The 24,760-nt window shown below is 65.5% G+C and carries 27 protein-coding genes and 1 pseudogene; 16 read left to right on the plus strand and 12 right to left on the minus strand.

Going from position 1 to position 24,760, the window contains the following annotated elements:
- Positions 1-57 precede the first annotated feature (57 nt).
- Positions 58-819 (plus strand): SDR family oxidoreductase, encoded by a 762-nt coding sequence (locus ACVWY1_RS17350; protein WP_457378552.1) that lies wholly within the window; start codon positions 58-60, stop codon positions 817-819.
- Here the strand turns inward: ACVWY1_RS17350 and ACVWY1_RS17355 are convergent.
- Positions 770-1,951 (minus strand): MFS transporter, encoded by a 1,182-nt coding sequence (locus ACVWY1_RS17355; protein ID WP_457378553.1) that lies wholly within the window; start codon positions 1,949-1,951, stop codon positions 770-772. The two genes, ACVWY1_RS17350 and ACVWY1_RS17355, sit on opposite strands and share 50 nt — an antisense overlap.
- Before the next feature lie 116 nt (positions 1,952-2,067).
- Between ACVWY1_RS17355 and ACVWY1_RS17360 the strand changes: the two genes are divergently transcribed.
- The 3 genes and pseudogenes from ACVWY1_RS17360 to ACVWY1_RS17370 all read left to right on the plus strand — a co-directional run bounded on the left by ACVWY1_RS17360 (position 2,068) and on the right by ACVWY1_RS17370 (position 5,520).
- On the plus strand, positions 2,068-3,465 hold the full coding sequence (locus tag ACVWY1_RS17360; RefSeq protein ID WP_457378554.1) for an aminotransferase-like domain-containing protein: 1,398 nt from the start codon (positions 2,068-2,070) through the stop codon (positions 3,463-3,465).
- A gap of 969 nt (positions 3,466-4,434) precedes the next feature.
- A pseudogene (locus tag ACVWY1_RS17365) lies at positions 4,435-4,662 on the plus strand (HAMP domain-containing protein); the annotation flags it as partial.
- Complete coding sequence (locus tag ACVWY1_RS17370) at positions 4,657-5,520, plus strand: methyl-accepting chemotaxis protein (protein WP_371041576.1); 864 nt, start codon at positions 4,657-4,659, stop codon at positions 5,518-5,520. The pseudogene ACVWY1_RS17365 and the gene ACVWY1_RS17370, both read left to right, overlap by 6 nt.
- 15 nt (positions 5,521-5,535) lie before the next feature.
- Here the strand turns inward: ACVWY1_RS17370 and ACVWY1_RS17375 are convergent, their stop codons facing one another.
- A complete protein-coding gene (locus ACVWY1_RS17375) occupies positions 5,536-6,726 on the minus strand; it encodes a benzoate/H(+) symporter BenE family transporter (protein ID WP_457378555.1) in 1,191 nt (396 codons plus the stop codon).
- Between the two features lie 144 nt (positions 6,727-6,870).
- On the opposite strand from ACVWY1_RS17375, the gene ACVWY1_RS17380 reads away from it, so the two are divergent.
- Positions 6,871-7,473, plus strand: a complete 603-nt coding sequence (locus ACVWY1_RS17380; protein ID WP_139672769.1) for a glutathione S-transferase family protein — start codon at positions 6,871-6,873, stop codon at positions 7,471-7,473.
- Between the two features lie 94 nt (positions 7,474-7,567).
- Here ACVWY1_RS17380 and ACVWY1_RS17385 read toward each other — a convergent pair whose 3' ends face one another.
- From ACVWY1_RS17385 to ACVWY1_RS17405, 5 genes are all read right to left on the minus strand, one after another.
- Positions 7,568-7,939 carry a glutathione S-transferase N-terminal domain-containing protein gene (locus tag ACVWY1_RS17385; RefSeq protein WP_102684190.1) on the minus strand — a complete coding sequence of 124 codons (372 nt, stop codon included), beginning with the start codon at positions 7,937-7,939 and terminating at the stop codon, positions 7,568-7,570.
- 58 nt (positions 7,940-7,997) lie between these two features.
- On the minus strand, positions 7,998-8,543 hold the full coding sequence (gene folE / locus ACVWY1_RS17390; RefSeq protein ID WP_023631546.1) for a GTP cyclohydrolase I FolE: 546 nt from the start codon (positions 8,541-8,543) through the stop codon (positions 7,998-8,000).
- A 69-nt stretch (positions 8,544-8,612) separates the two neighbouring features.
- On the minus strand, positions 8,613-9,173 hold the full coding sequence (locus ACVWY1_RS17395) for a Smr/MutS family protein (RefSeq protein WP_023631547.1): 561 nt from the start codon (positions 9,171-9,173) through the stop codon (positions 8,613-8,615).
- Positions 9,174-9,255: 82 nt separating this feature from the next.
- Positions 9,256-9,576 (minus strand): hypothetical protein, encoded by a 321-nt coding sequence (locus tag ACVWY1_RS17400; RefSeq protein WP_110698106.1) that lies wholly within the window; start codon positions 9,574-9,576, stop codon positions 9,256-9,258.
- A gap of 88 nt (positions 9,577-9,664) precedes the next feature.
- The gene (locus tag ACVWY1_RS17405; protein ID WP_457378556.1) at positions 9,665-10,255 is read right to left on the minus strand and encodes a cysteine hydrolase family protein; all 591 of its coding nucleotides are present in this window, start codon (positions 10,253-10,255) and stop codon (positions 9,665-9,667) included.
- 179 nt (positions 10,256-10,434) lie between these two features.
- On the opposite strand from ACVWY1_RS17405, the gene prmB reads away from it, so the two are divergent.
- Positions 10,435-11,343: a 50S ribosomal protein L3 N(5)-glutamine methyltransferase gene (gene prmB / locus ACVWY1_RS17410; protein ID WP_046856593.1), complete on the plus strand. Its 909-nt coding sequence runs from the start codon at positions 10,435-10,437 to the stop codon at positions 11,341-11,343.
- A 139-nt stretch (positions 11,344-11,482) separates the two neighbouring features.
- On the opposite strand, the gene ACVWY1_RS17415 is transcribed toward prmB, so the two are convergent.
- The gene (locus ACVWY1_RS17415; protein ID WP_457378557.1) at positions 11,483-12,265 is read right to left on the minus strand and encodes a hypothetical protein; all 783 of its coding nucleotides are present in this window, start codon (positions 12,263-12,265) and stop codon (positions 11,483-11,485) included.
- A gap of 101 nt (positions 12,266-12,366) precedes the next feature.
- Positions 12,367-13,326, minus strand: coding sequence for an alpha/beta hydrolase (locus ACVWY1_RS17420; protein WP_139672757.1), 960 nt, complete (start codon positions 13,324-13,326; stop codon positions 12,367-12,369).
- Positions 13,327-13,536: 210 nt separating this feature from the next.
- On the opposite strand from ACVWY1_RS17420, the gene aroC reads away from it, so the two are divergent.
- The 3 genes from aroC (at position 13,537) to ACVWY1_RS17435 (ending at position 16,452) form a co-directional block, all read left to right on the plus strand.
- Complete coding sequence (gene aroC / locus ACVWY1_RS17425) at positions 13,537-14,628, plus strand: chorismate synthase (protein ID WP_139672754.1); 1,092 nt, start codon at positions 13,537-13,539, stop codon at positions 14,626-14,628.
- Between the two features lie 133 nt (positions 14,629-14,761).
- Positions 14,762-15,916, plus strand: coding sequence for an MFS transporter (locus ACVWY1_RS17430; protein WP_139672751.1), 1,155 nt, complete (start codon positions 14,762-14,764; stop codon positions 15,914-15,916).
- Complete coding sequence (locus ACVWY1_RS17435; protein WP_277503204.1) at positions 15,916-16,452, plus strand: oxidase; 537 nt, start codon at positions 15,916-15,918, stop codon at positions 16,450-16,452. Before ACVWY1_RS17430 ends, ACVWY1_RS17435 begins: the two co-directional genes overlap by 1 nt.
- A gap of 74 nt (positions 16,453-16,526) precedes the next feature.
- On the opposite strand, the gene ACVWY1_RS17440 is transcribed toward ACVWY1_RS17435, so the two are convergent.
- Positions 16,527-16,799, minus strand: coding sequence for a DUF3509 domain-containing protein (locus ACVWY1_RS17440; RefSeq protein ID WP_046856587.1), 273 nt, complete (start codon positions 16,797-16,799; stop codon positions 16,527-16,529).
- Positions 16,800-17,067: 268 nt separating this feature from the next.
- On the opposite strand from ACVWY1_RS17440, the gene ACVWY1_RS17445 reads away from it, so the two are divergent.
- Together ACVWY1_RS17445 and ACVWY1_RS17450 are read left to right on the plus strand one after the other, a co-directional pair.
- Complete coding sequence (locus tag ACVWY1_RS17445; RefSeq protein WP_110698120.1) at positions 17,068-17,589, plus strand: ankyrin repeat domain-containing protein; 522 nt, start codon at positions 17,068-17,070, stop codon at positions 17,587-17,589.
- A gap of 60 nt (positions 17,590-17,649) precedes the next feature.
- Entirely contained in the window at positions 17,650-18,180 is a 531-nt protein-coding gene (locus ACVWY1_RS17450) for a hypothetical protein (protein WP_102684198.1), read from the plus strand.
- A 48-nt stretch (positions 18,181-18,228) separates the two neighbouring features.
- On the opposite strand, the gene ACVWY1_RS17455 is transcribed toward ACVWY1_RS17450, so the two are convergent.
- Entirely contained in the window at positions 18,229-19,167 is a 939-nt protein-coding gene (locus ACVWY1_RS17455; protein WP_457378558.1) for a ZIP family metal transporter, read from the minus strand.
- Positions 19,168-19,294: 127 nt separating this feature from the next.
- Here ACVWY1_RS17455 and ACVWY1_RS17460 point away from each other — a divergent pair, with 127 nt between their 5' ends.
- The 4 genes from ACVWY1_RS17460 (at position 19,295) to ACVWY1_RS17475 (ending at position 22,648) form a co-directional block, all read left to right on the plus strand.
- The gene (locus ACVWY1_RS17460) at positions 19,295-19,486 is read left to right on the plus strand and encodes a PLDc N-terminal domain-containing protein (RefSeq protein ID WP_023629733.1); all 192 of its coding nucleotides are present in this window, start codon (positions 19,295-19,297) and stop codon (positions 19,484-19,486) included.
- Between the two features lie 186 nt (positions 19,487-19,672).
- Positions 19,673-21,748, plus strand: a complete 2,076-nt coding sequence (locus ACVWY1_RS17465) for an LTA synthase family protein (RefSeq protein WP_139672742.1) — start codon at positions 19,673-19,675, stop codon at positions 21,746-21,748.
- A 145-nt stretch (positions 21,749-21,893) separates the two neighbouring features.
- Complete coding sequence (locus tag ACVWY1_RS17470; RefSeq protein ID WP_102684200.1) at positions 21,894-22,130, plus strand: hypothetical protein; 237 nt, start codon at positions 21,894-21,896, stop codon at positions 22,128-22,130.
- Between the two features lie 185 nt (positions 22,131-22,315).
- Positions 22,316-22,648 (plus strand): ribonuclease E inhibitor RraB, encoded by a 333-nt coding sequence (locus ACVWY1_RS17475; RefSeq protein ID WP_102684201.1) that lies wholly within the window; start codon positions 22,316-22,318, stop codon positions 22,646-22,648.
- Between the two features lie 20 nt (positions 22,649-22,668).
- Here the strand turns inward: ACVWY1_RS17475 and ACVWY1_RS17480 are convergent, their stop codons facing one another.
- Positions 22,669-23,472, minus strand: a complete 804-nt coding sequence (locus ACVWY1_RS17480) for a cytochrome c (RefSeq protein WP_277503206.1) — start codon at positions 23,470-23,472, stop codon at positions 22,669-22,671.
- Positions 23,473-24,000: 528 nt separating this feature from the next.
- Between ACVWY1_RS17480 and ACVWY1_RS17485 the strand changes: the two genes are divergently transcribed.
- Entirely contained in the window at positions 24,001-24,735 is a 735-nt protein-coding gene (locus tag ACVWY1_RS17485) for an amidotransferase (protein WP_457378559.1), read from the plus strand.
- The last annotated feature ends 25 nt before the right edge of the window (positions 24,736-24,760 follow it).

The following is a 24,760-nucleotide window of genomic DNA, read 5'->3' on the forward strand; positions in this document are numbered from 1 at the left end:
TCAGCGGTGCTCTGACTAGACTCAGCCACGACTTCCCATCTTTTGCAGGAGCCAGTGATGAGCATGACTTTCTCCGGCCAGGTTGCCCTGGTCACCGGTGGCGCGGCGGGCATCGGCCGGGCGACGGCCCAGGCATTCGCCGCCGAGGGGCTCAAGGTGGTGGTGGCCGATCGTGATGCGAACGGAGGCGAAGGCACCGTGGCGCTGATTCGCCAGAGTGGTGGCGAAGCGTTGTTCGTTGTCTGCGACGTTACCCGGGACGAAGATGTGCGGCAATTGCACGAGCGGGTAGTCGAGGCATACGGGCGTCTGGACTACGCCTTCAACAATGCCGGCATCGAAATCGAGAAGGGGCGATTGGCCGAGGGCAGCGAGGCGGAGTTCGACGCGATCATGGGTGTCAACGTCAAGGGCGTCTGGCTGTGCATGAAGTACCAGCTGCCCCTGCTGCTGGCACAGGGCGGCGGCGCTATCGTCAACACCGCCTCGGTGGCCGGCCTCTCGGCGGCGCCGAAGATGAGCATCTATGCGGCATCCAAACATGCGGTGATCGGCCTGACCAAGTCAGCGGCCATCGAGTATGCGAAGAAGGGTATCAGGGTAAATGCGGTGTGCCCGGCGGTGATCGACACCGACATGTTCCGTCGCGCCTACGAGGCCGATCCGCGCAAGGCCGAGTTTGCCGCGGCGATGCACCCGGTCGGGCGCATCGGCAAGGTCGAGGAGATCGCCAGCGCGGTACTGTACCTGTGCAGCGATGGCGCGGCGTTCACGACGGGGCACAGCCTGACGGTCGACGGTGGCGCGCTGGCGATCTGACCGAGGCCAGCCACAGGGCCAGTGCCACCGCCGCGCAGCCCAGCAGCAACACACCACCAAACATGATCAAGGCCAGCTGCGACCCCAGCCGGTCACTGAGCAGCCCGGTGAAGATCACCGGCAGGCTGAACCCCAGGTAGGCCAGCAGGAAGAACCCGGCACAAGCCCGGGTTTTTTCCTGGCCGGCCAACTGATTCACCGCCGCCAACCCGCCCAGGTAGATAAAGCCATAGCAGGCGCTGCTGGCGGCCACCGCGCCCATCAAAACGCCCGGCAGGTTGCCACTGTCGGCGCCCCAGGCCAGCAGCGCGTAGCTGCACGGCAGGATCAGCAGCCCGAGCAAGGTCGCCCGGGCACTGGCCATGCGTCGGGCCAGCGGCTGGAACAGCAGGCCGCAGCTGATCACGCAGAAGGTCGAGAACCCCGACCAGGTGCTCAGGCCGTGCTGGCGCAGGATCCCCGGCACCAGGGCGATGACCAGCCCGACACAGGCCCAGGCCAGCAGGATCGCCAGGCCATAGGCCAGGCTGCCGCTGGGATAGTACGGCAGGCGCAGCATGGCGCTGCGTTGCGTCGGGCGTGGGTCTGGCAGGCGCCAGACCAGCACCAGGGCCGCAGCGGCCAGTATCAGCTGCAAATGGAAACTGCCTGGGGTGAGTGTCGGCCCGCGCAGCAAAAACAGGCTGGTCAGCGCCGCGCCAAGGCCAAAGCCCAGGGAGGTGCTGGCGGTAACCCAGGTCGCGGCGCGGTCACTTTCGCCGGGCCGCATCAGCTCGCTCATGTACGCGGTGGCCGTGGCCGAGGCCAAGCCGGTGCCCAGGCCCAGGAACAAGCGCGCCACGCCCAGGGAGGCCAGGCTGGGGGACAGCAGCATGATCAAGGTGGCGATCATCGACAGGGCGAGTGCGACCAGGATCAACGGTCGTCGCCCGACCCGATCGGCCAGGCCGCCGAGGGCCAGCAGCACTGGCAATACGCCGAGCACGTACCCGGAGAAAGCCACGGCGGTCGCTGCGGCGCCTTGCCCGGAGAGATCGGCGTAGGTGATGTACAGCGGGGCCTGGAGATTGACGGCAAGGGTGATCAGGCACAGGGCGAAGGCCAGCAGGGCCGGGGTGTGGCGAGTGGGCATGGGGATATCCGCAAGATCGATAGCGCCCAGCATCCAATCTAGAGCGGCTGTTCGCCAAGGCACACTCTGCCGCTTTTTGTGCTTAACTGTTTGTCTGAAATCTCCGAACACTTGCCATGCACTTCAATCTTGACCGCAAACTCCCCACCCCGTTGGTCCAGCAACTGACCGACCACCTGCAGGCCTGGATCGAACAGCAGCGCCTGCGTCCCGGAGCTCGCCTGCCGTCGATCCGCGCGCTGGCCAAGGCCCAGGCGGTCAGCGCGTCGTGCGTGATCGAGGCCTACGACCGCCTGGCGGCAAATGGCTGGCTGGAGGCGCGGCATGGCGCAGGCTTTTTCGTCGCCGAGCGCAAGCCAGGCCTGCGGCCCGACCCCGGCGAGCCGTGGGGCGAGGCGATCGACGGCAGTTGGCGGCAGTTCCGCGAAGGGCATGAGCAACTGCTCAAGCTCGGCTGTGGCTGGCTGCCCGTGGCCTGGCGAGCCGAGGCTGAACTGGCCCAGGCCATCCGCCAGGTCAGCCGTGGCGCGCCCGAGGCGCTGTTCGACTACTGCCCGCCCCAGGGCCTGGCGAGCTTGCGCCTGCAACTGCACAAGGGGCTGGCGCGGCTGGATATCGCCGCCGAGCCGGAGCGAATCGTCACCACCCAGGGTGCCAGCCATGCCCTCGACCTGCTGGTGCGGACCTTGCTGGTGCCGGGCGACACGGTGCTGGTGGAACGGCCCGGTTACTACAACCTTTACAACCTACTGCGCCTGCACGGTGTGCACATGTTTGAGGTGCCGCGCACTGCCAGTGGTCCAGATCTGGCCGTGCTCGAGCAGTTGCTCGCCGAACACCGACCGCGCTGTCTGTTCATCAACAGCCTGTACCAGAACCCGACCGGCACCAGCCTGACGCCCAAGGTCGCCTATCGCCTGCTGGAGCTGGCCCGCGGGCATGACTTGCGGATTGTCGAGGATGATCTCTATGCCGACTTCCAGGACGGACCGGCGACGCGGCTGGCTACCCTCGACAGCGAGCAACGGGTGATCTACCTGGGCAGCTTCTCCAAGACCCTCAGCAGTTCGCTGCGGGTCGGCTATGTGGTGGCCGATCCGCCCTTGGTGGCGCGTCTGGCCGAGCTGAAGATGGTCGCGGGCATCGGCACCTCGCGCTTCGCCGAGCAGGTGGTCGGGCAGATGCTCGCCAACGGCAGCTACCGCAAGAGCGTGCAGCGTCTGCGGTTGCGCCTGGGCCAGCACCGGGCCAGGACGTTGCGGCAGCTGGAGGCCTGCGACTGGGAGGTGTTCTGCGAGCCGGTCGGCGGCATGTTCGTCTGGGCCCGGGTGCCCGGGCGCGACTTTGCCGAGCTGGAGCGGCTGGCGCTGGAGCATGCCGTGTTGCTCACCCCGGGCAGCGCCTTCGATCCGCACGGCCGGGCCAGTGACTGGCTGCGCATCAATGTCGCCTATGGGCAGGATTCCCGGGCCGAGGCGTTCTTTCGGCATGCGGGGCGACCTCCGGCGGTCTGAAAGCGACAGGCTCATAGCTAAATGACACCATTGGCGCGTCTGGCTCTTGTGACGGAGTCGGCGCCATTGTCACTCTTGCTGTCGGTAAAGTCCGACAAGGCGAGGGGATTGGTGATGGCTGCGACCAAGCACGGTGTACTGGCCAATCTGGGCATGGCGCGCAAGCTCGGCCTGGGCTTCGCCCTGGTGTTGCTGCTCACCCTGGTGGTGGCTGCCATCGGTGTGTACGCCCTGGCCAATGTCGGCCAACGCTTCGATGGGCTGCGGCAGATGGCCCAGTTCAATACCGACCTGTTGAAGCTGCGCCAGCACGAACAGGCCTTCGCCCTGCGCTCGGACATCAAGGAGGCCGATGCCCTGCGCTCGGGGTTGCAGGGGTTGGTGGAGCGGGCCCAGGCCGTGCCGGCCCTGGCCTCGACCGAGGCCGATCTGAATGCCTATGGGCAAGCTTTCGACCAGTTCGTCCAGGCGGTGCAGGCCAAGGAGCTGGCCCTGGACATGGCCAGCTGGTCGGTATCGAGCGTGGCCAACAACCTCGATGTGCTGCAGGCCGGCCTGGCCGACGATGGCACCTATACCCTCAAGCAGTCCCAGGGGCAGCAGGGTGGTGAGTTCCTGGAACAGGCCGGGCAGGTGGCGCAGGTGTCGCGGCTGATGCTGCAGGCCATGGACGAGGCCCGGTTGCGCCTGGACCAGAGCCGCAAGGGCGGTGAAGCCAGCGCCGAGGGCCGCATCGCCCAGACCGTCGAAGCGGCGACCCTGGTCGACCAGCTCAAGGTTTCGGTCGCCGACGCCGGCTACCAGAGCGTGCTGGGCGAAGTGGCCGGGCATATCGGCAGTTTCTCCGAAAAGCTCAACGAGTACACCGACCTGCTGGGCCAGGAGCGGGGTATCAAGGATCAGTTGCAGGCGCGTGCCGAGCAGGTCACCGCGCGCGTCGACCAGGTGTATGCCGATCAGGAGCAGGCCATGCAGGCTGACCTGGCGCGCAACGCCGTCGCCATTACTGCGGCCACGGCGCTGGCGCTGCTGGTAGGCGTGCTGGCGGCCTGGCTGATCACCCGCGCCGTGGTCGCGCCGCTCAAGCGGGTGATCAGCCGGGCCCGGCGCATTGCCGCAGGCGAACTGGGTATCGAGGCCGAGCCGCCGCGTGCCGACGAGGTCGGCCAGCTGTTGCAGGCCATGCAGCAGATGGCCGAAGGCTTGTCCGGCATCGTCAGTGGCTTGCAGCAGGGTATCGACCAGTTGGCCGGCAGTGCCCAGGCCTTGTCGGCGGTTACCGAGCAGACCAACCGCGAAGTCGGTAGCCAGAAGGACGAGACCGAGCAGGTGGCCACCGCCATGCAGCAGATGACCGCGACCGTGCACGATGTGGCGCGCAACGCCGAGCAGGCAGCCCAGGCGGCCCAGGCTGCCGACGACAAGGTTGGGTCAGGGCAGCAGGTGGTGCGTCAGAGCATGCAGCGCATCGAGCAACTGGCGCAGGCCGCTGAAACCGCCAGCAGTGGCATCGACAGCCTCAGCGCCGAGATCCATACCATCGGGGACGTGCTTGAGGTGATCAAGAGCGTGGCCGAGCAGACCAATCTGCTGGCGCTCAATGCCGCGATCGAGGCGGCGCGTGCCGGGGAGCAGGGGCGGGGGTTCGCGGTGGTGGCTGACGAGGTACGTGCCCTGGCCCGGCGTACCCGGCAATCCACCGAGGAGATCGAGCGCCTCGTTGCCAGCTTGCGCGGCAATGCTCAGCAGTCGGTGATGCAGATCCGCGGCAGCACCGAGCTGGTGCGCCTGGCGGTGGCCGACACGCTGCAGACCGAGAGCGCCCTGGGCAGCATCGCGGCGGCGGTGTCGCTGATCCAGCAGATGAACCAGCAGATCGCCGCGGCGGCCGAGCAGCAGAGCTCGGTGGCCGAGGAGATCAGCCGCAGCGTCACGCAGATTCGCGGCAGCGCCGACCAGGCGGCACTGGCGATGGAGGACAATGCCCGTTCAAGCGTAGAGCTGGCGCAACTGGGCAATGACCTGAAGGGAATGGTGGGGCATTTCCGCTTGTGAATGCCTGTGCTTGTCTCAGCCTTTGCGCGGGCTGAGTATGAGCAAGGTCAGCACCCCCGCCACGATCCCCCAGAACGCCGAGCCGATCGAGAACAGGGTGAAGCCCGAGGCTGTGACCATGAAGGTGATCAGGGCCGCTTCGCGCTCGCGCACCTCGCCCATGGCCACGCTCAAGCCGTTCATGATCGAACCGAACAGCGCCAACGCCGCGATCGACAGCACCAGCTCCTTGGGCAGGGCGCCGAACAGCGCCGCCAGTGTGGCGCCGAAGGTGCCGGCGATACCGTAGAAGATCCCGCACCAGACCGCCGCCGTGTAGCGCTTGGCCGGGTCTTCATGGGCATGCGGCCCGGTGCAGATCGCCGCGCTGATCGCCGCCAGGTTGATCCCGTGGGAGCCGAACGGCGCCAGCAGCAGTGAAGCGAAGCCGGTGGCCGAGATCAGCGGCGAAGCCGGCACCGGGTAACCGTCGGCGCGCAGCACAGCGACGCCGGGCATGTTCTGCGAGGTCATGGCCACCACGAACAGCGGGATGCCGATGCTGATGGTCGCCGCCAGCGAGAAGCTTGGCGTGGTCCACACCGGGGTTGCGACTTCCAGCTGGAAGCCGCTGAAGTCCAGCAGCCCCAGGGCGCCGGACAGCGCGGTGCCGATCAGCAGCGCGGCCAGCACGCAATAACGCGGCGACAGGCGCTTGACCAGCAGGTAGCTGAAGAACATGCCCAGCACCAGCACCGTGCGGTGCTGGGCGGCAACGAAGATCTCGCTGCCGATCTTGAACAGGATGCCGGCCAGCAGGGCCGAGGCCAGGGAGGCGGGAATGCGCCGTACCAGGCGTTCGAAGCTGCCGGTCAGGCCGCAGATCAGCACCAGCACGGCGCAGGTGATGTAGGCGCCGATCGCTTCACCGTAGCTCACCCCGCCGAGGCTGGTGATCAGCAGCGCCGCGCCGGGTGTCGACCAGGCCACGGTGATCGGCGTGCGGTAGCGCAGCGACAGGCCGACGCTGCACACTGCCATGCCGATCGACAGGGCCCAGATCCATGAGGAAATCTGCGCGCTGGTAAGACCGGCCGCCTGGCCGGCCTGGAACATCAGCACCAGCGAGCTGGTGTAGCCGGTGAGCATGGCGATAAAGCCGGCGACGATCGCCGACGGCGAGCTGTCCGCCAGCGGCCGCAGGCGCGCTGAGGTGGCATCGGTCATAGGGAATTCCTTGTGCAGGTGTAAGCAGTTTTTTCAGGCTACCGTGCCATGGCGTGATCCTTGCCATACAGCAGGCATTGCATTTAGCCGTACAGTCGCCAACTATGAGGCATTACTACGCAACTGCGTGAAAGGGGAGGGGCGATGTACAAGGTGTATGGGGATTACCAGTCGGGCAACTGCTACAAGGTCAAGCTGATGCTGAGCCTGCTCGACCGCCCGTATGAGTGGCACCCGGTGGACATTCTCAAGGGTGAGACGCAAACCCCCGAGTTCCTGGCCATGAACCCTAACGGAAAGGTGCCAGTGCTCAAGCTTGAGGACGGCACCTGCCTGTGGGAATCCAACGCGATTCTCAACTACCTGGCCGATGGCAGCGAGTTCCTGCCCAGCGAGCCGCGGCTGCGCACCCAGGTGCTGCAATGGCAGTTCTTCGAACAGTACAGCCATGAGCCCTACATCGCCGTGGCGCGGTTCATCCAGTTCTACCTGGGGCTGCCGCAAGAGCGGCTGGAGGAGTACAGGGGGCTGCACAAGGGCGGCTACAAGGCGCTCAAGGTGATGAACAAGCAGCTGGAAATGACGCCTTACCTGGTCGGCGAGCAGTACTCGATCGCCGACGTGGCGTTGTACGCCTATACCCATGTGGCGCATCAGGGGGGCTTCGACCTGGCGCCTTACCCGGCGGTGCAGGCCTGGTTGGCGCGGGTGGCCAGTCATCCTCGGCATGTGCCGATGGTGGATTGACCGGCCTTATCGCGGGGCAAGCCCGCTCCCACGCAGACCCGCCCCATGGGTTCTGGCTTGCGTGGGAGCGGGCTTGCCCCGCGATGGCGATCTCTCAGACCGCCGCGAAGCGTTTGTCCAGATAGGCAATGATGTCCTTGGACTCGTACATCCAGGTCACCTCGCCTTGTTCCTCGATCCGCAGGCACGGCACTTTCACCCGGCCACCGCCTTCAAGCAGCGCCTGGCGGTGCTGCGCATCGTTCTTCGCATCGCGCAGCGCCACCGGCACATTGAGGCGGTGCAGGGCGCGGCGGGTTTTCACGCAGAAGGGGCAGGCATGGAACTGGTACAGCGCCAGGCCCTTGGCCTGCTGTTCGACCTGGGCCTGGGCCGCAGCATCGCGCTGCTTCTTGGCCGGACGGCTGATCCAGTCGCCGAACACGATAAGCTGGCCGAGGCCGACCCGCAGGGCTTTGACGATCATGGGCAACTCCTGAAATGAAAAAGCCGACCCCAGAGGGTCGGCTCGGAAAACAGGCCGATCACTTGATCAGGCTGAGGAACTCGCTGCGTGTGGCGGCGTTCTCGCGGAACTCGCCGAGCATCACCGAGGTGAGCATGGTCGAGTTCTGCTTTTCGACACCGCGCATCATCATGCACATGTGCTTGGCCTCGATCACCACCGCCACGCCTGCGGCGCCGGTCACCTGCTGCACGGCCTCGGCGATCTGGCGGCTGAGGTTTTCCTGGATCTGCAGGCGGCGGGCGTACATGTCGACGATCCGCGCCACCTTCGACAGGCCCAGCACCTTGCCCTTGGGCAGGTAGGCCACGTGGGCCTTGCCGATGAACGGCAGCATGTGGTGTTCGCACATCGAATACAGCTCGATATCCCGGACCAGCACCATTTCGCTGTTGTCGGAGGTGAACAACGCGCCGTTGGTCACTTCTTCCAGGGTTTGCTCATAACCGCGGCAAAGGTACTTCATGGCCTTCGCTGCCCGCTTGGGCGTGTCGAGCAGGCCTTCGCGGGAGACATCCTCGCCGATCTGGCTGAGGATCGCGGTGTAGTTCTGTTCCAGGGACATGGATCTACCTGTGGAAAATTTCGCAAAGGCGAAGGGTACGGCGGCGACGGCGGCGCTGCAAGCGCGATGTCACTCGTCGCGCCCTTCGAGCATGGTTCGCTTGAGCATCACGTAGACCGCGCCGGTGCCGCCGTGGCGGGCCTGGCACGAGGTAAAACCGAGCACCTGAGGGTGCTGGCGCAGCCAGGTGTTGACGTGGCTCTTGATCATCGGCCGCTTGCCGTCCAGGCGCGCGGCCTTGCCGTGGGTGACCCGCACGCAGCGCACTTCCAGCTTGGTCGCTTCGGCGATGAAGGCCCACAGCGTCTCGCGGGCCTTCTCGACGCTCATGCCGTGCAGGTCAAGGCTGCCCTCGAAGGCGATCTGGCCGAGCTTGAGCTTGCGCAGCTGGGTTTCCTGCACGCCGTCACGCCGCCACATCAGCTCATCCTCGGCGCCGACATCGATGACGAACTGGTCGGACAGGCCGTCGATCACCAGCGTCTGGTCGCTGCGGATGGTCGCCGCCTGGCGCAGGCCTGCCAGCTGCTTGCGGTCGGCCTTGGGTTTGCCGACTTCGGCGCGATCGTGCTTGATTGGCTTGACGCCCTGCACTTGGCTGCGGAAGAGGGAAAAGTCGTCGTCTTGCATGGTGCCTCCACGTGGGCGGCGTAGTTTACGCGACTGTCATCGCGGGGCAAGCCCGCTCCCCCTGGCGACGGTACGAGACGCGTCAGTCGTGCTTCTTCATCAGGTGCGGCGACAGGTTCAGTTCGCGCCCGCGGCGCAGGCGGATACGGCTGCGCCGCCACAGGCGCACGCCGAAGTACAGCAGGGTCAGGCCGACAATGGTCAGGACCGCCGACAATGGCCGGTTGGCATTGAGTTCGGCCAGGGCGGCGTAGTTGCCCAGCAAGCCGGCGAAGCCGGCCATGGCCAGCAGGATGCCCAGGGTGGCCAGCAGCACCGAGAGTGCCGCGGCGATACGCGCGCCCCAGTTGCTCGGCTCGCGCTGGCGCAGGCGCTTGGCATCGAAACTGCCTTTGAGCTTCATTCGAATTCCTCAGGATCGGGTGGTACTGATCCGGATTTCGACCTGCGGGTCACCTTGGGGTTCCGCCCGTCCGCCGGGCGGTCGTGGTTCAGACCAGGCTGGCGGTGGGGGCGACACAGGCGAAGTTGTCGGCCATCACGGCCATCTCGCACTGGTGGATCTGCGCGGCGGGGATCACGGTGTCCTTCAGGGCCAGGTCACGGGTCGCCGACGCATCCTCGACCAGGGTGCAGCGATAACCATAGTCCTTGGCGCGGCGCACGGTGGTGCTGACGCTGGAATGGCTCATGAAACCGCAGACGATCAGGTCCAGCGGGCCGAAGGCCAGCAGGGTCTCGTGCAGCTTGGTGTTCTTGAAGGCGTTGGGCATGCGCTTCTCGATCACCACCTCGCCTTCGCGCGGCTCCAGCCCGGGAATGAACTCGCCAGCCGGGCCCTGCGGGTCGAAGCGACCGCCAACGGTGCCGAGGTGGCGGACATGGATGATCGGGCGGCCGGCCTTGCGGGCGGCGTCGAGCAACCTGGCAATGTTCGCCACGGCCTCGTCCATGCCCGACAGCGCCAGCGGACCGCTCAGGTACTCCTTCTGCGCATCGATGACGATCAGGCTGGCTTGGCTCAGCTTGGCCGGCGGGTAGTCGCGGCCAGTGAGGCGGAACATCGTGGTTGGAACGGACATCAAGGGCTCCTTGGGTAGGGCTTTTGTGTACCTATTCTCCCTTGCCTTGGCGCCAATGTGAATGGTTGACAGTGCAGGCGGCATGGTTACTGGCTTGTGGCTATCCATTCGGCCATCGGAGGGAACATTTGTGCGGTGTGGGCTGTTAGACTTTTGTCCTGTCTGAAAAGGAGTACCCCGTGATCACATCCCGCCTGCGCACCCTGCGCGACCATATCCGCTGGGCGGTCAGCCGCTTCCATGAGCATGAACTGTTCTTCGGCCACGGCGCCGACAATGCCTGGGACGAGGCCCGCCTGCTGGTGCTCGGCGCGGTGCACCTGCCCTGGGAGGTGGCCGACAGCTATCTGGACTGCGCACTCGAGGATGATGAGCGTGTACGCCTGCAGCACTTGCTCAAGCGCCGCATCGAAGAACGCGTGCCGACCGCCTACCTGCTCGGTGAGGCTTGGTTCTGCGGCATGTCGTTCATCGTCGACGAACGCGTGCTGGTACCGCGCTCGCCCATCGGCGAGCTGATCGAGAAACGCTTCGAGCCTTGGCTGGCCGCCGAGCCTGCGCGCATCCTCGACCTGTGCACCGGCTCCGGCTGCATCGGCATCGTGGCCGCCGACGTGTTCCAGGACGCCGAAGTGGTGCTGGCCGACCTGTCCTTTGATGCGTTGGCGGTGGCCAACCAGAACATCGAGCGCCATGGCCTGGAGGAGCGTGTGTACACCGTGCAGGGCGATGGCTTCGCCGGGCTGCCGGGGCAGCGCTTCGACCTGATCCTGTCCAACCCGCCGTATGTCGATGCCGAGGACTTCGGCGACATGCCGGCCGAGTATCACCACGAGCCCGAACTGGGCCTGGCCTGCGGCAACGATGGCCTGGACCTGGTGCGGCGGATGCTGGCCGAGGCGGCCGACCACCTGACCGACAAGGGCCTGATGATTGTCGAGGTGGGCAACAGCCAGGTGCACGTCGAGTCGCTCTATCCCGAGGTGGACTTTGCCTGGCTGGAGTTCGAGCGCGGTGGGCACGGGGTGTTCATGCTGACGGCCGAGCAGTGCCGGCAGCATCAGGAGCTGTTCAAGGCGCGGGTCTGACCCTTCTTGAGTAGCCAGGGCTGCTGCGCAGCCCATCGCCGGCAAGCCGGCTCCCACAGGATGGCGCTTGGCCTGAAGGCGGCCCGGTCGGGGTGGGAGCCGGCTTGCCGGCGATGGGCCGCCTGGCGGCCCCAGGCTGTCAGCGGGTGGCGATCCAGATCAGCAAACCGGCCTGGAACACAGCGAAGGCCACCAGGCAGGTGATGGTAAAGCGCAGCCCGCTGTCTTCGCGGCGGTACTTGGCCACGCGTTCGTCACGCTCGCGCAACTGCGCTTCCTTCTCCATCAGGTTCTGCTCGGCCTGTTGCAGCATGCCGGCGGCCTCGAGGTTGTCCACGCGCTGCACCTTCTCGGTGTTCCAGCCGCCCTTGAGCTGGCCCACCGGCGTTTCCACCAGGCGCCCCTTGAGCAGCTGCCCATCGGTGTATTCCACCTCCAGGCCAACACTGCGCAGCACATGGTCGCGGCGCAGACGGGTGTCTTCGTTCAGGGCGTCCTTGTTCGGCAGGCTCATGCCTTCGATCTGGTAGTGCGAGCAGCGGTGCTGCAGCCATTGCACCGCCTGCGCCAGCAGGTAGCGGCCAACACCACGGTTGAGGGGCTCGAGCTGCAGGCCGGCCGGGTCGCCGATGCGCACCGTGCGCAGCTCATGGTCGACACGGATGTCCAGCTGGTTCTGTTCCCTGCGCACCTTCTGCCCAGGCAGACGGATTTCCATGCGCAACAGGCTGTGGGCCTTGTCGTGGCGCTCGGCGTAGCCGAACTGGACGAAGCGCAGCGGGCGGGCGCCGCTGTTGCGGTCGGTCGGCATCGGCGCCAGGCGCAGCAGCTGGAAGTGCTCGGCGGCAAGGTCCGCCCAGGGCTGCGGGGCGCTTTCCGGCGCTTGTTCTTCGGTCGCCTCGGCGGCGGGGGCATCGGTCATCAGGGGTTCCTCAGGTGCACGGCGGCCGGGCGCGTGGGCCGCGGATCACTGCCTTCTCAGCCGCGTTATCGGCAGGCCTGGGCAATACCTGAGGGCAGGTCTCAGGCCTGCGGCAACCCTTGGATGAATAGGACGATGCGCTCGCCCAGCTCACGCGCCAGCGGCAGCTCGGGGTTGCGGTAGCTGTCACGCTGCTGGCTCATGTCCCGGGGGCTGATGCGCAGCACGTGGTTCATGCCGTCGATCAACGCCAGTTGCGCGTCGGGTTTGGCTGCCTTGAGGCGCTCGGCATCGGCCACCTCTACCTGGATGTCGTTGCGCCCCTGGACGATCAGCGCCGGCACCTTGAGCCGGGCGAAGGCCGCCGCCGGGTCCTGGTGCAGCAAGGTGATCAGGTACGGCTGCACGCTGGGGCGGAACACCTGGCGCAGCGGCGCGGGAACGTCGAGGCTGGTCTGTCCGGCCTGCAACCGGTCGATCAGCGCCACGCCAGCGGGCAATTGCGCCGGCGGCAGGCGCTGGGCCAGCTGCTCGCGCAGCACGTCGGCCACCGGCCTACCGCTGCCGGCCAGGGTGATCACCGCGCTGGCGCCGGCCTGCTCCGCGGCGAGGCTGGCGATCAGTGCGCCTTCGCTGTGGCCGACCAGGATCAGCGGGCCGAAGCGTGGGTCCTGCTTGAGCGCGCGGCCCCAGGCCACCACGTCGGCGACATAGCGCTCGACGCTGAGGTCACGTTCATCGGGGGTGGCCGGCTGGCTGGCGGCCACGCCGCGCTTGTCGAAGCGCACGCTGGCAATGTGTTCGCCGGCCAGCAGCAAGGCCAGGCGCTTGAGGTTGTCGAGGCGTCCGGAGGCTGGGTTGTTGCCATCGCGGTCGGTAGGGCCGGAGCCAGCGATGATCAGCACCACCGGGGGTGGCGTGGCCTGCTGGGGCAGCAGCAGGCTGCCGTGCAGCACGCCCTGGCCGGTGTCCAGGTCGATGGGGCGTTGCAGCACGGTGGGGGCGGCCTGGGCGAGGCTTGTGCAAAACAGCAGGAGCAGGGCGGCGAGGCGCGACTTCATGGGCGGGGTACTACGTGGGACGTTGCTGATTCGACCGTGGGTCATCCTGAAGGTTCGCGGACCCCATCGCGGGGCAAGCCCGCTCCCACGCAGTCGTGTTGATTTGTGGAAGCGTGCTTGCCCCGCGATGGGGCCCACAGGCAACCACAGCCACGCGGTTTTCCGTATACTGCCGCTTTCGTTCACTTCAGGCTGATTCGCGGAGCGTCCATGTCCGGCAATACCTACGGCAAGCTGTTCACTGTCACCACCGCAGGCGAAAGCCATGGCCCGGCGTTGGTCGCCATTGTCGACGGCTGCCCGCCAGGCCTGGAAATCTCCCTTGCCGACCTGCAGCACGACCTCGACCGGCGCAAGCCCGGCACCAGCCGGCACACCACCCAGCGCCAGGAGCCGGACGAAGTGGAGATCCTCTCCGGCGTGTTCGAAGGTCGTACCACCGGCTGCTCGATCGGCCTGCTGATCCGCAACACTGATCAGAAGTCCAAGGACTACTCGGCGATCAAGGACCTGTTCCGCCCGGCCCACGCCGACTACACCTACCACCACAAGTACGGCATCCGCGACTACCGTGGCGGTGGCCGCAGCTCGGCGCGCGAAACCGCCATGCGCGTGGCGGCCGGCGCCATCGCCAAGAAGTACCTGGCCACCCAGGGCATCCGCGTGCGCGGCTACATGAGCCAGCTCGGGCCGATCGAAATCCCGTTCAAGACCTGGGACTCGGTGGAGCAAAACGCCTTCTTCAGCCCCGATCCGGACAAGGTGCCGGAGCTCGAGGCCTACATGGACCAGCTGCGCCGCGACCAGGATTCGGTGGGGGCGAAGATCACCGTGGTCGCCGAAGGCGTGATGCCGGGCCTGGGCGAGCCGATCTTCGACCGTCTGGACGCCGAGCTTGCCCATGCCCTGATGAGCATCAACGCGGTCAAGGGCGTGGAGATCGGCGCCGGTTTCGCCAGTGTCGCCCAGCGCGGCAGCGAGCACCGTGACGAGCTGACGCCCGAGGGCTTCCTCAGCAACAACGCCGGCGGCATTCTCGGCGGTATTTCCTCGGGCCAGCCGATCGTCGCCCACCTGGCGCTCAAGCCAACCTCGAGCATCACCACCCCGGGCCGTTCGATCGACGTCGACGGTAATCCGGTGGAGGTGATCACCAAGGGCCGTCACGATCCTTGCGTCGGCATCCGCGCCACGCCGATCGCCGAGGCGATGATGGCCATCGCCTTGATGGATCACCTGCTGCGCCACCGGGCGCAGAATGCCGAAGTGAAGGTGGGCACCCCGGTACTGGGCCAGCTCTGATCCGCCTGCGCTGGCCCTATCGCCGGCAAGCCGGCTCCCACAGGTCCGCTGCAGGGCTCAAGCCTGCGGTAATCCTGTGGGAGCCGGCTTGCCGGCGATAGGGCAGGAACAGGTCATCACCAAGGGCCGAACGATGTCCTCCATCCCCTACTGGCGCCTCTCCAGCTTCTACCTCTTCTACTTCGCCCTGCTCGGCTCCACCGCGCCGTTCCTGGCCCTGTACTTCGACCACCTGGGCTTCTCCCCGGCGCGCATCGGCGAGCTGGTGGCCATCCCCATGCTCATGCGCTGCGTGGCCCCCAACCTGTGGGGCTGGCTCGGTGACCGCAGCGGCCAGCGCCTGCTGATCGTGCGCCTGGGCGCGCTGTCGACCCTGGCGACCTTCTCGCTGATCTTCTTCGGCAAGAGCTACGCCTGGCTGGCGCTGGTCATGGCGTTGCACGCCTTCTTCTGGCATGCGGTACTGCCCCAGTTCGAAGTGATCACCCTGGCCCACCTGCACGGCCAGACTGCACGTTACAGCCAGGTACGGCTATGGGGCTCGATCGGCTTCATCCTCGCCGTGGTGGGGCTTGGACGCCTGTTCGAATGGCTGAGCCTGGACATCTACCCGCTGGCGCTGGTGGCGATCATGGCCGGTATCGTCGTTGCCAGCCTCTGGGTGCCCAATGCGCAACCCGTCGAGCAGGCCGAGCAGCGCGGGGCAGGGGGCTTTCTCAGGCAAGTGCGGGCGCCTGGGGTCCTGGCCTTCTATGTGTGCGTGGCCCTCATGCAGCTCAGCCACGGCCCGTACTATACCTTTCTCACCCTGCACCTGGAGCACCTGGGCTACAGCCGCGGCGCCATCGGCTTGTTGTGGGCGCTTGGCGTGGTGGCTGAAGTGTTGGTGTTCTTGGTCATGAGCCGGATCTTTGCCCGCTGTTCGGTGCGCAAGGTACTACTGGCCAGCTTCCTGCTGGCCGCGCTGCGCTGGCTGTTGCTGGGCAACCTGGCCGAAATCCCGGCGGTTCTGGTGTTCGCCCAGGTATTGCATGCGGCCACCTTCGGCTGTTTCCATGCAGCGGCCATCGCTTTTGTTCAGGCCAGCTTCGGCGCTCGCCAGCAGGGTCAGGGCCAGGCATTGTATGCGGCGCTGTCAGGTACCGGCGGTGCCTTGGGTGCCCTGTACTCGGGCTACAGCTGGAAACTGCTGGGCCCACACTTCACCTTTGGTATGGCCAGCGTCGCGGCGCTCGCGGCAGCCGTTATCATTGCCTTCCGACTCAAAGAAAGCAGGAACCACCCCTGATGAGCATCCTCAGCGTATTCGACCTGTCCAGTCCGGACCTGCCGCACAAGGTGCTGACCCACCACGACGACATCGCCGCGACCCTGGCCGAGCAGGGCGTGCGCTTCGGCCGCTGGCAGTCCGGCGCGCGCCTGCGCCCGGGCAGCAGCCAGGATGAAGTGGTCGCGGCGTGCCGTGGGCCGCTCGATCAACTGATGACCAAGCATGGCAGCGTGGTATTTGGCGTGCTCAGCCGCGATGGCGCCGACCTGAGCCAGGCCGACCTGCGTGATGAACATGTGCATGACAGCAATGAAGTGTTCGCGATGATCAGCGGGCGTGCACAGGTCAGCCTGCGTCTGGGCGGCGCGGTGTATGCCGTGCTGTGCGAGAAGGACGATGTGCTGCTGGTGCCGGCCGGCACGCGCCGCTGGCTGGACCTGGGGCCTAGCCCATTCTGCCTGGCCCTGCGTCTGTTCGGGAGTGAGCAGGGTGTGCAGCCACGCTTCACCGGGGATGCCATGGCGCGGCAATTTGCTGGTTTCGATGAACTCTGAATGAACTCGCGGGGCAGCTTCTGCTCACACCCTCCAAAGGTGAGCAGAAGCTGCCCCGCGAACAGGTTACGCGCTTAGCGGTAGGTCGGCAGGGCGAAGCGTTGCTGGCTCTGCAGCATGGAAATCACCGGCAGCTCGCTGGCTTGTTCGGCAAGGTCGCGGCGGATGGCGCTGATGGCCCACGACAGCTGTTCGGCACTGTGCAGTTGCGCATAGGACAGCACCCGGCGGGTCACCACGCCGTCGCTGGCGCGCAGGGTGAGCAGCACGCCGCCGTCGGGGCGCGGCTGGGTGGCAACCTGGTAGGCGGCGAAGAGCGAGGCGAATTTTTGCTGGATGAGGTCCATATCAACTCCTGACTGTTGTACTGGCAGACTTGGGTTGATGGTTGCAGTGACCGTGCCAGCCTGGGATTAAAATAAAATCCTTATAAATCAATAAGTTATATTTGTTTTTGCAGGTACCTGTATTGCATTCTGCACGCCCGTGCATTTTGCACAGTGCATTTTGCACGGTCATAGCCTGGCTCTCTGCCGCCGATAGAATCTGAACCTTGGACCTGTCGCTGCTGCCTGATGGAAACTTGGCCCATTGCCAGATGCCAGGAGGTTCCCGATGTCCGATCACCAGCCCGCCACCATGACCACTGAAGAAACCGCGGCCTTCGCCGAAGAGGTCTTCGAGCGCGCCCGCCGCGGCGACGCGACAATGCTCGGCCGCCTGCTCGATAACGGCCTGCCCGCCAACCTGCGCAACCACAAGGGCGACACCTTGCTGATGCTGGCCAGCTACCACGGTCACCATGACGCCGTGCAGGTGCTGCTGGCCCATGGTGCCGATCCGCTGATCGCCAATGACAACGGCCAGTTGCCCATCGCCGGCGCCGCCTTCAAGGGCGACCTGGCGATGATCCGCCTGTTGCTGGAACACGGCGTACCGGTGGATGCCGCTGCCGCGGACGGCCGTAGCGCATTGATGCTGGCGGCGATGTTCAACCGCCTGGAGATCATCGACTATCTGTTGGCACAGGGTGCCGACCCCGCGCACCGCGATGCCGCCGGCGCCACCGCGCTGATGGCGGCCCGCACCATGGGTGCGGTGGATAGCGCGGCACGTCTCGAAGCATTGGCCGGCTAACTGCCCGGGGGCTTTTGCGGCTATTCTTGGCGCTTTTCACGCCAACCCGCAGGCCCCCCCATGAAAGACCAGTTGCTCGAATTCATCAGCCTCATCGGCGCCGGTTGCATGCGCGATGAGGATATCGAGCGCATTGCCGCCGAGGCCGCCGAGGCCTACGCCGACCCCGCCGCCTTCCTCGCCGCCAATCCGGACATCAACTACGACGACAGCTTCCCGTTCCCGCTGGGTGAATGGGTGGTGGTCGGCAGTCTGCCCGATACCGTGCTGTTCCAGGCCGACAGCTACCAGGACCTGTTCCAGCAGATCAGCGACTCGTTCGACAAGAGCGTGCCGTTCACCCTCAAACCGAAGCAGCTGGCGCGCACCGAGGCGCTGACTGCGCTCAACCGCATCCAGGTGCAGATGGGCGCGCTGAACAAGGAAGCCGGTGGCTACGTGCTGCTGAACTTCAGCCAATTGCTCGACGATGAGCTGCAGATGATCATGGTCGGGCAGCACGACCTGGCCCGTGTGCTGGAGCTGGGCGAGGCCGTTGGTATCAAGGTGGAGCCGGCGCTGGAAGCGCTGAAGGTGGCAGTGCACATCTGAGCCGCTGCCGTCGCGGAGCCCGTAGGAAAGGGCTCCGCGACCGGCCCGTCAACCCAGCGCGGTATCGAGGAACATCATCACCGCGAAACCGCCCATCAACCCCAGCGTCGCCGCGGTCTGGTGCCCGTTGCGGTGGGTTTCCGGGATCACCTCGTGGGACACCACGAAGATCATCGCCCCCGCCGCCAGGCCCATGCTGATCGGGTAGGCCAGGGCGAAGCCGGTGGAAATGCCCAGGCCGATCACCGCGCCCAGCGGCTCCATCAATCCCGAGCCGATCGCCACCATCATCGCCTTGAAGTTCGACAGCCCCGTGGCGCGCAGGGCCAGGGCCACGGCCAGGCCTTCGGGGATATCCTGGATGGCGATGGCGCTGGTCAGCGGCAGGCCGATGGCCATGTCGCCATTGGCGAAACTCACGCCGATGGCCATGCCCTCGGGCAGGTTGTGCAGGGTGATCGCCAGCACGAACAGCCACACCCGGCTCACCCGCTCGGCCTGCGGGCCGCAGGGGCCGGTGCTTTCATGCTCGTGCGGAGTGAACCGGTCCAGGCCCAGCATCAGCAGCACCCCCAGGCCCATGCCCAGCACCACGGTGAAGGCCGCCGCAAGGCCGTTGCCGGTGATCTCGCGGGCGGCGTCCAGGCCGGGGAGGATCAGCGAAAACGAACTGGCGGCGAGCATCATGCCGGCGGCGAAGCCGAGCATGACGTCCTGGGTGCGCGCGCTGACGTCACGCAGGATCACCGCCAGCACCGCGCCCAGGGCGGTGGCGCCGAAACCGGACAGGCCGCCGAGCAGTGCCAGGTGCAGGTGATCGGCATGGTCGCCGTTGACCGCGTTCCAGATGCTGGCCAGCAGCAATGCGCTGATGGCCAGCAGGCTCAGCACCAGGCCGGCGCTGAGCCAGGGTGTCTGCAGGGCCTGTTGCCGCCAGGCGCTGAGCAGGGAGTCAGGGGCGGCGCTTTGAGTGTGGGCGGGGGGCATGCGAACCTCGAGGGCAGTGGATAACAGCAGTCTATCCACTGACCGGCATTCCCGACCAAGGATTCCCTTCTATAGGGGCCATAGCCAGCTATGCTCTGCAGCACACACACCGTGCGGGAGCGGCGCCATGGGGTCTACCTTCAACAGCCTGGTCGGCCTGATCATCCTGGCCCTGGACATCTGGGCCATTCTCAATGTGCTCAAGAGCGGCGCCGAGGTAGGGATCAAGGTGCTCTGGATCCTGCTGATCCTGCTATTGCCAGTGCTGGGGCTGATCATCTGGGCGATCGCCGGGCCGCGGGGCAATGTGCGGATCTGAAACCTCACGTCCCAACTGTGTAACTTTGTAAGGGCAGGCTACTCTCGACAAAATTTTCACACTCGATTTCTGAAAATCCGCGCCGCACAATGCGGCCTTGGTCTCACCTTGCCCACGAGGTCCAGACCACCAGGCTATTGGCGCTTTCGCCTTCCCGCAAACCGCAATCCTAGGACCTCTCCATTCATGGCTAACACGGACGCCTTGAAGCAACAGGGCGTGCGAGGCTCGTTCTCGCCGACCCTGAAATCCCACCTGGCCTACACGTTGCTCAGTGGCCTGGTGATCATGCTGATGCTCAGCCTGGTGCGCCTGGCGCTGTTGGCCTACAACAGCGACATGATCGGCGACACGCCGTACTCCACCGTCGCCGAAGGCTTCTTCAACGGCTTGCGCTTCGACCTGCGCGTGGTGGTGTACATCAGCATTCCGTTGCTGCTGGCGCTGCTCAGCCCCTGGCTGATGGCCCGCCGTGGCCTGTTCCGCTTCTGGCTGACCATCGCCTCGAGCGTGGTGATGTTCCTCGGCCTGATGGAGATGGACTTCTACCGCGAGTTCCACCAGCGCCTGAACGGCCTGGTGTTCCAGTACATCAAGGAAGACCCCAAGACCGTCATGAGCATGCTCTGGTACGGTTTCCCGGTGGTCCGCTACCTGCTGGCCTGGCTGGTCGGCACCTGGCTGCTGAGCCTGCTGTTCAAGGGCATCGACCGGTTGACCCGCGGCAACGGCAGCGCCCAGCTATCGGGCAGCCGCAAGCTGGCGCCCTGGTACGGTCGCCTGGCGGTGTTCATGGTGGTCCTGCTGGTGGCCGTGGTCGCCGCTCGCGGCACCCTGCGCCAGGGCCCGCCGATGCGCTGGGGTGATGCCTTCACCACCGACTCCAACTTCGTCAACCAACTGGGCCTGAACGGCACCCTGACCCTGATCGATGCCGCCAAGAGCCGCTTTGGCGAGGACCGCTCCAATATCTGGAAGCCCGTACTTGACCAACCGCTGGCCACCCAGACCGTGCGCGAGCAGCTGCTGACCGCCAACGACACCCTGGTCGATGCCGACGAGGCCGCGATCCGCCGTGACTTCGTGCCGCCCGCGGCGAACACGCTGGGGGTCAAGAACGTCGTGGTGATCCTCATGGAAAGCTTCGCCGGCCACTCGGTCGGTGCCCTGGGCAGCCCGAACAATATCACCCCGTACTTCGACAAGCTGGCCAAGGAGGGCCTGCTGTTCGACCGCTTCTTCTCCAACGGCACCCATACCCACCAGGGCATGTTCGCCACCATGGCCTGCTTCCCCAACCTGCCGGGCTTCGAATACCTGATGCAGACCCCGGAAGGCGGCCACAAGCTGTCCGGCCTGCCGGCGCTGCTCAGTGCCCGCGACTATGACGACGTCTACGTCTACAACGGCGACTTCGCCTGGGACAACCAGTCCGGATTCTTCGGCAACCAGGGCATGACCACCTTCATCGGCCGCAACGACTTCGTCGACCCGGTGTTCTCCGACCCGACCTGGGGCGTGTCCGACCAGGACATGTTCGACCGCGGCAACGAAGAGCTGGCCAAGCATGACGGCAAGAAGCCGATCTACGCGCTGCTGCAGACCCTCTCCAACCACACCCCGTACGCCTTGCCCAAGGACCTGCCGGTGGAGAAGGTCACCGGGCAGGGCCGCCTGGACGAGCACCTGACCGCCATGCGCTACTCCGACTGGGCGCTGGGCCAGTTCTTCGAGAAGGCGCGCAAGGAGCCGTACTTCAAGGACACCCTGTTCGTCATCGTCGGCGACCACGGCTTCGGCAACCACCAGCAGGTCACCGAGCTGGACCTGGGCCGCTTCAACGTGCCGCTGCTGCTGATCGCCCCAGGCATCCAGGAGAAGTTCGGCGCGGTCAACCACACCGTGGGCACCCAGGTCGACATCGTGCCGACCATCATGGGCCGTCTCGGTGGCCAGGCCCGCCATCAGTGTTGGGGGCGCGACCTGCTCAACCTGCCTGAGGGCGACCAGGGCGTGGGCATGATCAAACCGTCGGGCAGCGAGCAGATCGTCGGCCTGGTGCAGGGCGACCGCATCCTCATCGAGTCCAAGGACATGACCCCGCGGATGTACCGCTACCAGTTGGGCCGTGAGTTCAAGGCCGAGCTGATCGACAGCCCCGACCAGCCGGAGATGCTCAAGAAGCTCGAGGCCTACATCCAGACGGCCACCAAGAGCCTGCTGGACAACACCGCCGGTGTCGTCCACGGCACGCCGAAGTAGCAGCGCCCAGTGGTCTCAGGAAGCCCGCCGTTGACCGGCGGGCTTTTTTCATGCGGTTTCATGCATGCGGCTGAACATTTGCCGCTGTGCGATGGTCAAGCTAGTACGCAGTTCAATTCACCGTTGTGCCAGCGAGGGCTGATCGATGAAAGCATGGGAAGTCAGCTTTGCCGACCAGAAGGGCGAGCTTAAGACGCTGCTGCTCAACGCCGAGCAATGCCCCAGCGAGGAAGACGCCGCACGCGCCATCCGTTCGAGTTTGTTCCCGCTCATGGATGAACTTGACCTCAATGACTTCCAGGACCGCAGCTTTTCCCCCACGGCACGCTGGCTCAAGGAGCAGAGCGGCGTGACCATCACCACCATTCGCCAGCTACCCTGAGCCGCCTCGCTCTGGCGCAGTGCCTGCACAGGCACTACGCTGGAGACAGGCGCCGGCCAAATCTGCGGGTCCGCGTCGATTCCACTCGCGTCTTGCATCAGCTCGAATTGCCAGGCATGGCACGCTTGCCAGGCAGGTGCCTTGTGCACTGAAAGTCTATCCATTGCTTTGCAGGAGGACGTTTCATGAGCAGCCAATACGACGACGTCAGCAGCAATGTCCTGCGCCAGATGAAAGCTGGCGGTTTCGATTTCACCCGCATCCATCCCATCGAGTTCTATGCCGTGTTTCCCGACGAGGCCGCCGCGCGCCGGGCGGCGGTGCAGTTCCGTGGCGAGTCACTCAGCGCCCAGGTGAGCGAACGCGATGATGGTGCCTGGCACCTTGAACTGAGCAAGGTGATGTACGCCACCCATGGCGGCATCGGCGCTTTCGAGCAGGCCTTCGAACGGCTCGTGTCACCCCATGGCGGCGAGGTCGAGGGGTGGGGCGTCAAGCAGGAACGGCCGATTGCCTAGGCAATGCGGCCCCGTGCACCCTACCGTTGTTTGCGCCCGGCCATATGTTTCAGGTATGCCAGCAATGCATCGAGTTCCTGATCGCTCAGCACCTGGGTGGAGAACCCGGGCATCTTGGCCTGCGGCCAGTGCCGCAGGCTCTGCGGATCACGAAGATATTGGCGCAGGAATGCCGGCTGAAAGTATTCGGTGGGGTTGTGCGGCAGGTTCAGGTCCGGGCCCAGGTGCGCATCGCCAGCGCCATTGAGGCGGTGGCAGGCCAGGCAATTCTGCTGGAACAGGGCAAAACCCTGGCGCACCGGATCCGCATCGGGCAGCGCTGGGGCGGGCAACAGGGCGGGGAAGCGCGCCTCGACCGGTGCCAGGCTGCGAATCCTGGCGATCTGGAACGGCCATTGCTCTGGGCGGATGCCGCCCGCCTCGGGTTGGGTCCACACCAGATAGAACGGCCCGGCTCCCGGCTTGCCTTGGCCGAGTGGCGGCCAAGGCTGGGCGTTGTCCTCGATGGCCAGCCAGGCTTGTGCCGGGCCTGGCTGCAACAGCGGGCCGGCAGGCATTTCTGCTGCGAAACCGTCGAGGGCCACCGCCTGCAGGTGGGCGGTCGGTTTCACGCCCTCGAGCAACGCCGCCAGCGGTACGGCGCGGTAATGCATGGTGCGCTTGTAGGCAACGTCCTGTTCAATAGTGACGTCCCGCGCTTGGGGATGGTTGAGCAGTTGCTCGCTCTGCCAGTGCCGGCTGCCGTTACCCAGTTCGAGGGTCAGTTGCGCGGCCGCTGCTGGCAGGGGAATCAGCAAGCAGAGCAGGGTAAGGCACAGGCGCATGGGTGATCTCCAACCATCAAGGTCGGCAGGTTACCCATGCACGGTCGGAAAAGGCCACTGCCGCGATCAACCGAACAACCGGGTGAGGTTGGGCAGGATCAGCAGCAGGGTCGTGGCGAAGAGTATGAGCCCGGCTTGGCGTACTTTGGATTGTCTGAACATGGCGGACCGCCTTCTTGTTGTTATTCCTGAATAACCCTTGGCTTCCTTGTCTGGCTTCGGGTCGATCGCAGTGGCGTGATCGAACGCCCTCACTGCTTGCCGCGTGTTTGTGGATATACAACCAACACTAGGGCCCGCGTCATCCCTGTTTCAGAACCCTTTGCTCTAAAAAAAATCATGTCGATTCCTCATGGCTTTAAGGCCACTGGCCACCCCGCTGGCACGCTGACGCTAGACGAGTGCGCGGCAAGGGTTACCAAGGGTTACAGGGCCTACCGTTCGTCTGGACATCCTACTTGCTTGTGTAGCCCTTTCGCGTCAGTCTCTACAGCAAATCCCACCCACATGTCGTTCAGGACTACCGCTATGTCGTTACGCATCTGCATCCTTGAAACCGATGTCCTGCGGCCGGAGTTGATCGCGCAGTACCAGGGCTACGGAAGGATGTTCGAGCAGCTGTTTTCACGCCAGCCGATCGCCGCCGAGTTTGATGTGTACAACGTGATGAACGGCGACTATCCGCCGGCTGAGCGGACTTTCGATGCCTACCTGGTGACCGGCAGCAAGGCCGACTCGTTCGGCGATGATCCGTGGATCCAGACGCTCAAGGCCTACCTGCTCAAGCTGTATGAGCGGGGCGAGAAGTTGCTGGGGGTGTGTTTCGGTCACCAATTGTTGGCGTTGACCCTCGGCGGCAAGGCCGAGCGCGCCGACAAGGGCTGGGGCGTGGGCATCCACCGCTACAGCCTGGCGGCCCATGCGCCGTGGATGGACCCGCAGGTGTCCGAGCTGACCCTGCTGATCAGCCACCAGGACCAGGTCACCGAGCTGCCCGAAGGGGCTACGGTGATCGCCTCGAGTGATTTCTGCCCCAACGCCGCCTACCACATCCGCGATCAGGTGCTGTGCTTCCAGGGGCACCCGGAGTTCGTCCACGACTATTCCCGGGCGCTGCTCGACGCGCGCCAGGCCTCGTTGGGCGACGAGGTCTATGCCAAGGCGGTGGCCAGCCTTGCCACCGCGCACCAGGGGGATCTGGTGGGCGAGTGGATGCTGCGCTTCGTCCAGCAGTCGGTGAAGGCCGGGGATAGCATTGCCTGATCAAGCGAGGCCGCTTTGCGGCCTT

The sequence above is a fragment of the Pseudomonas sp. TE6288 genome, from assembly GCF_054062095.1.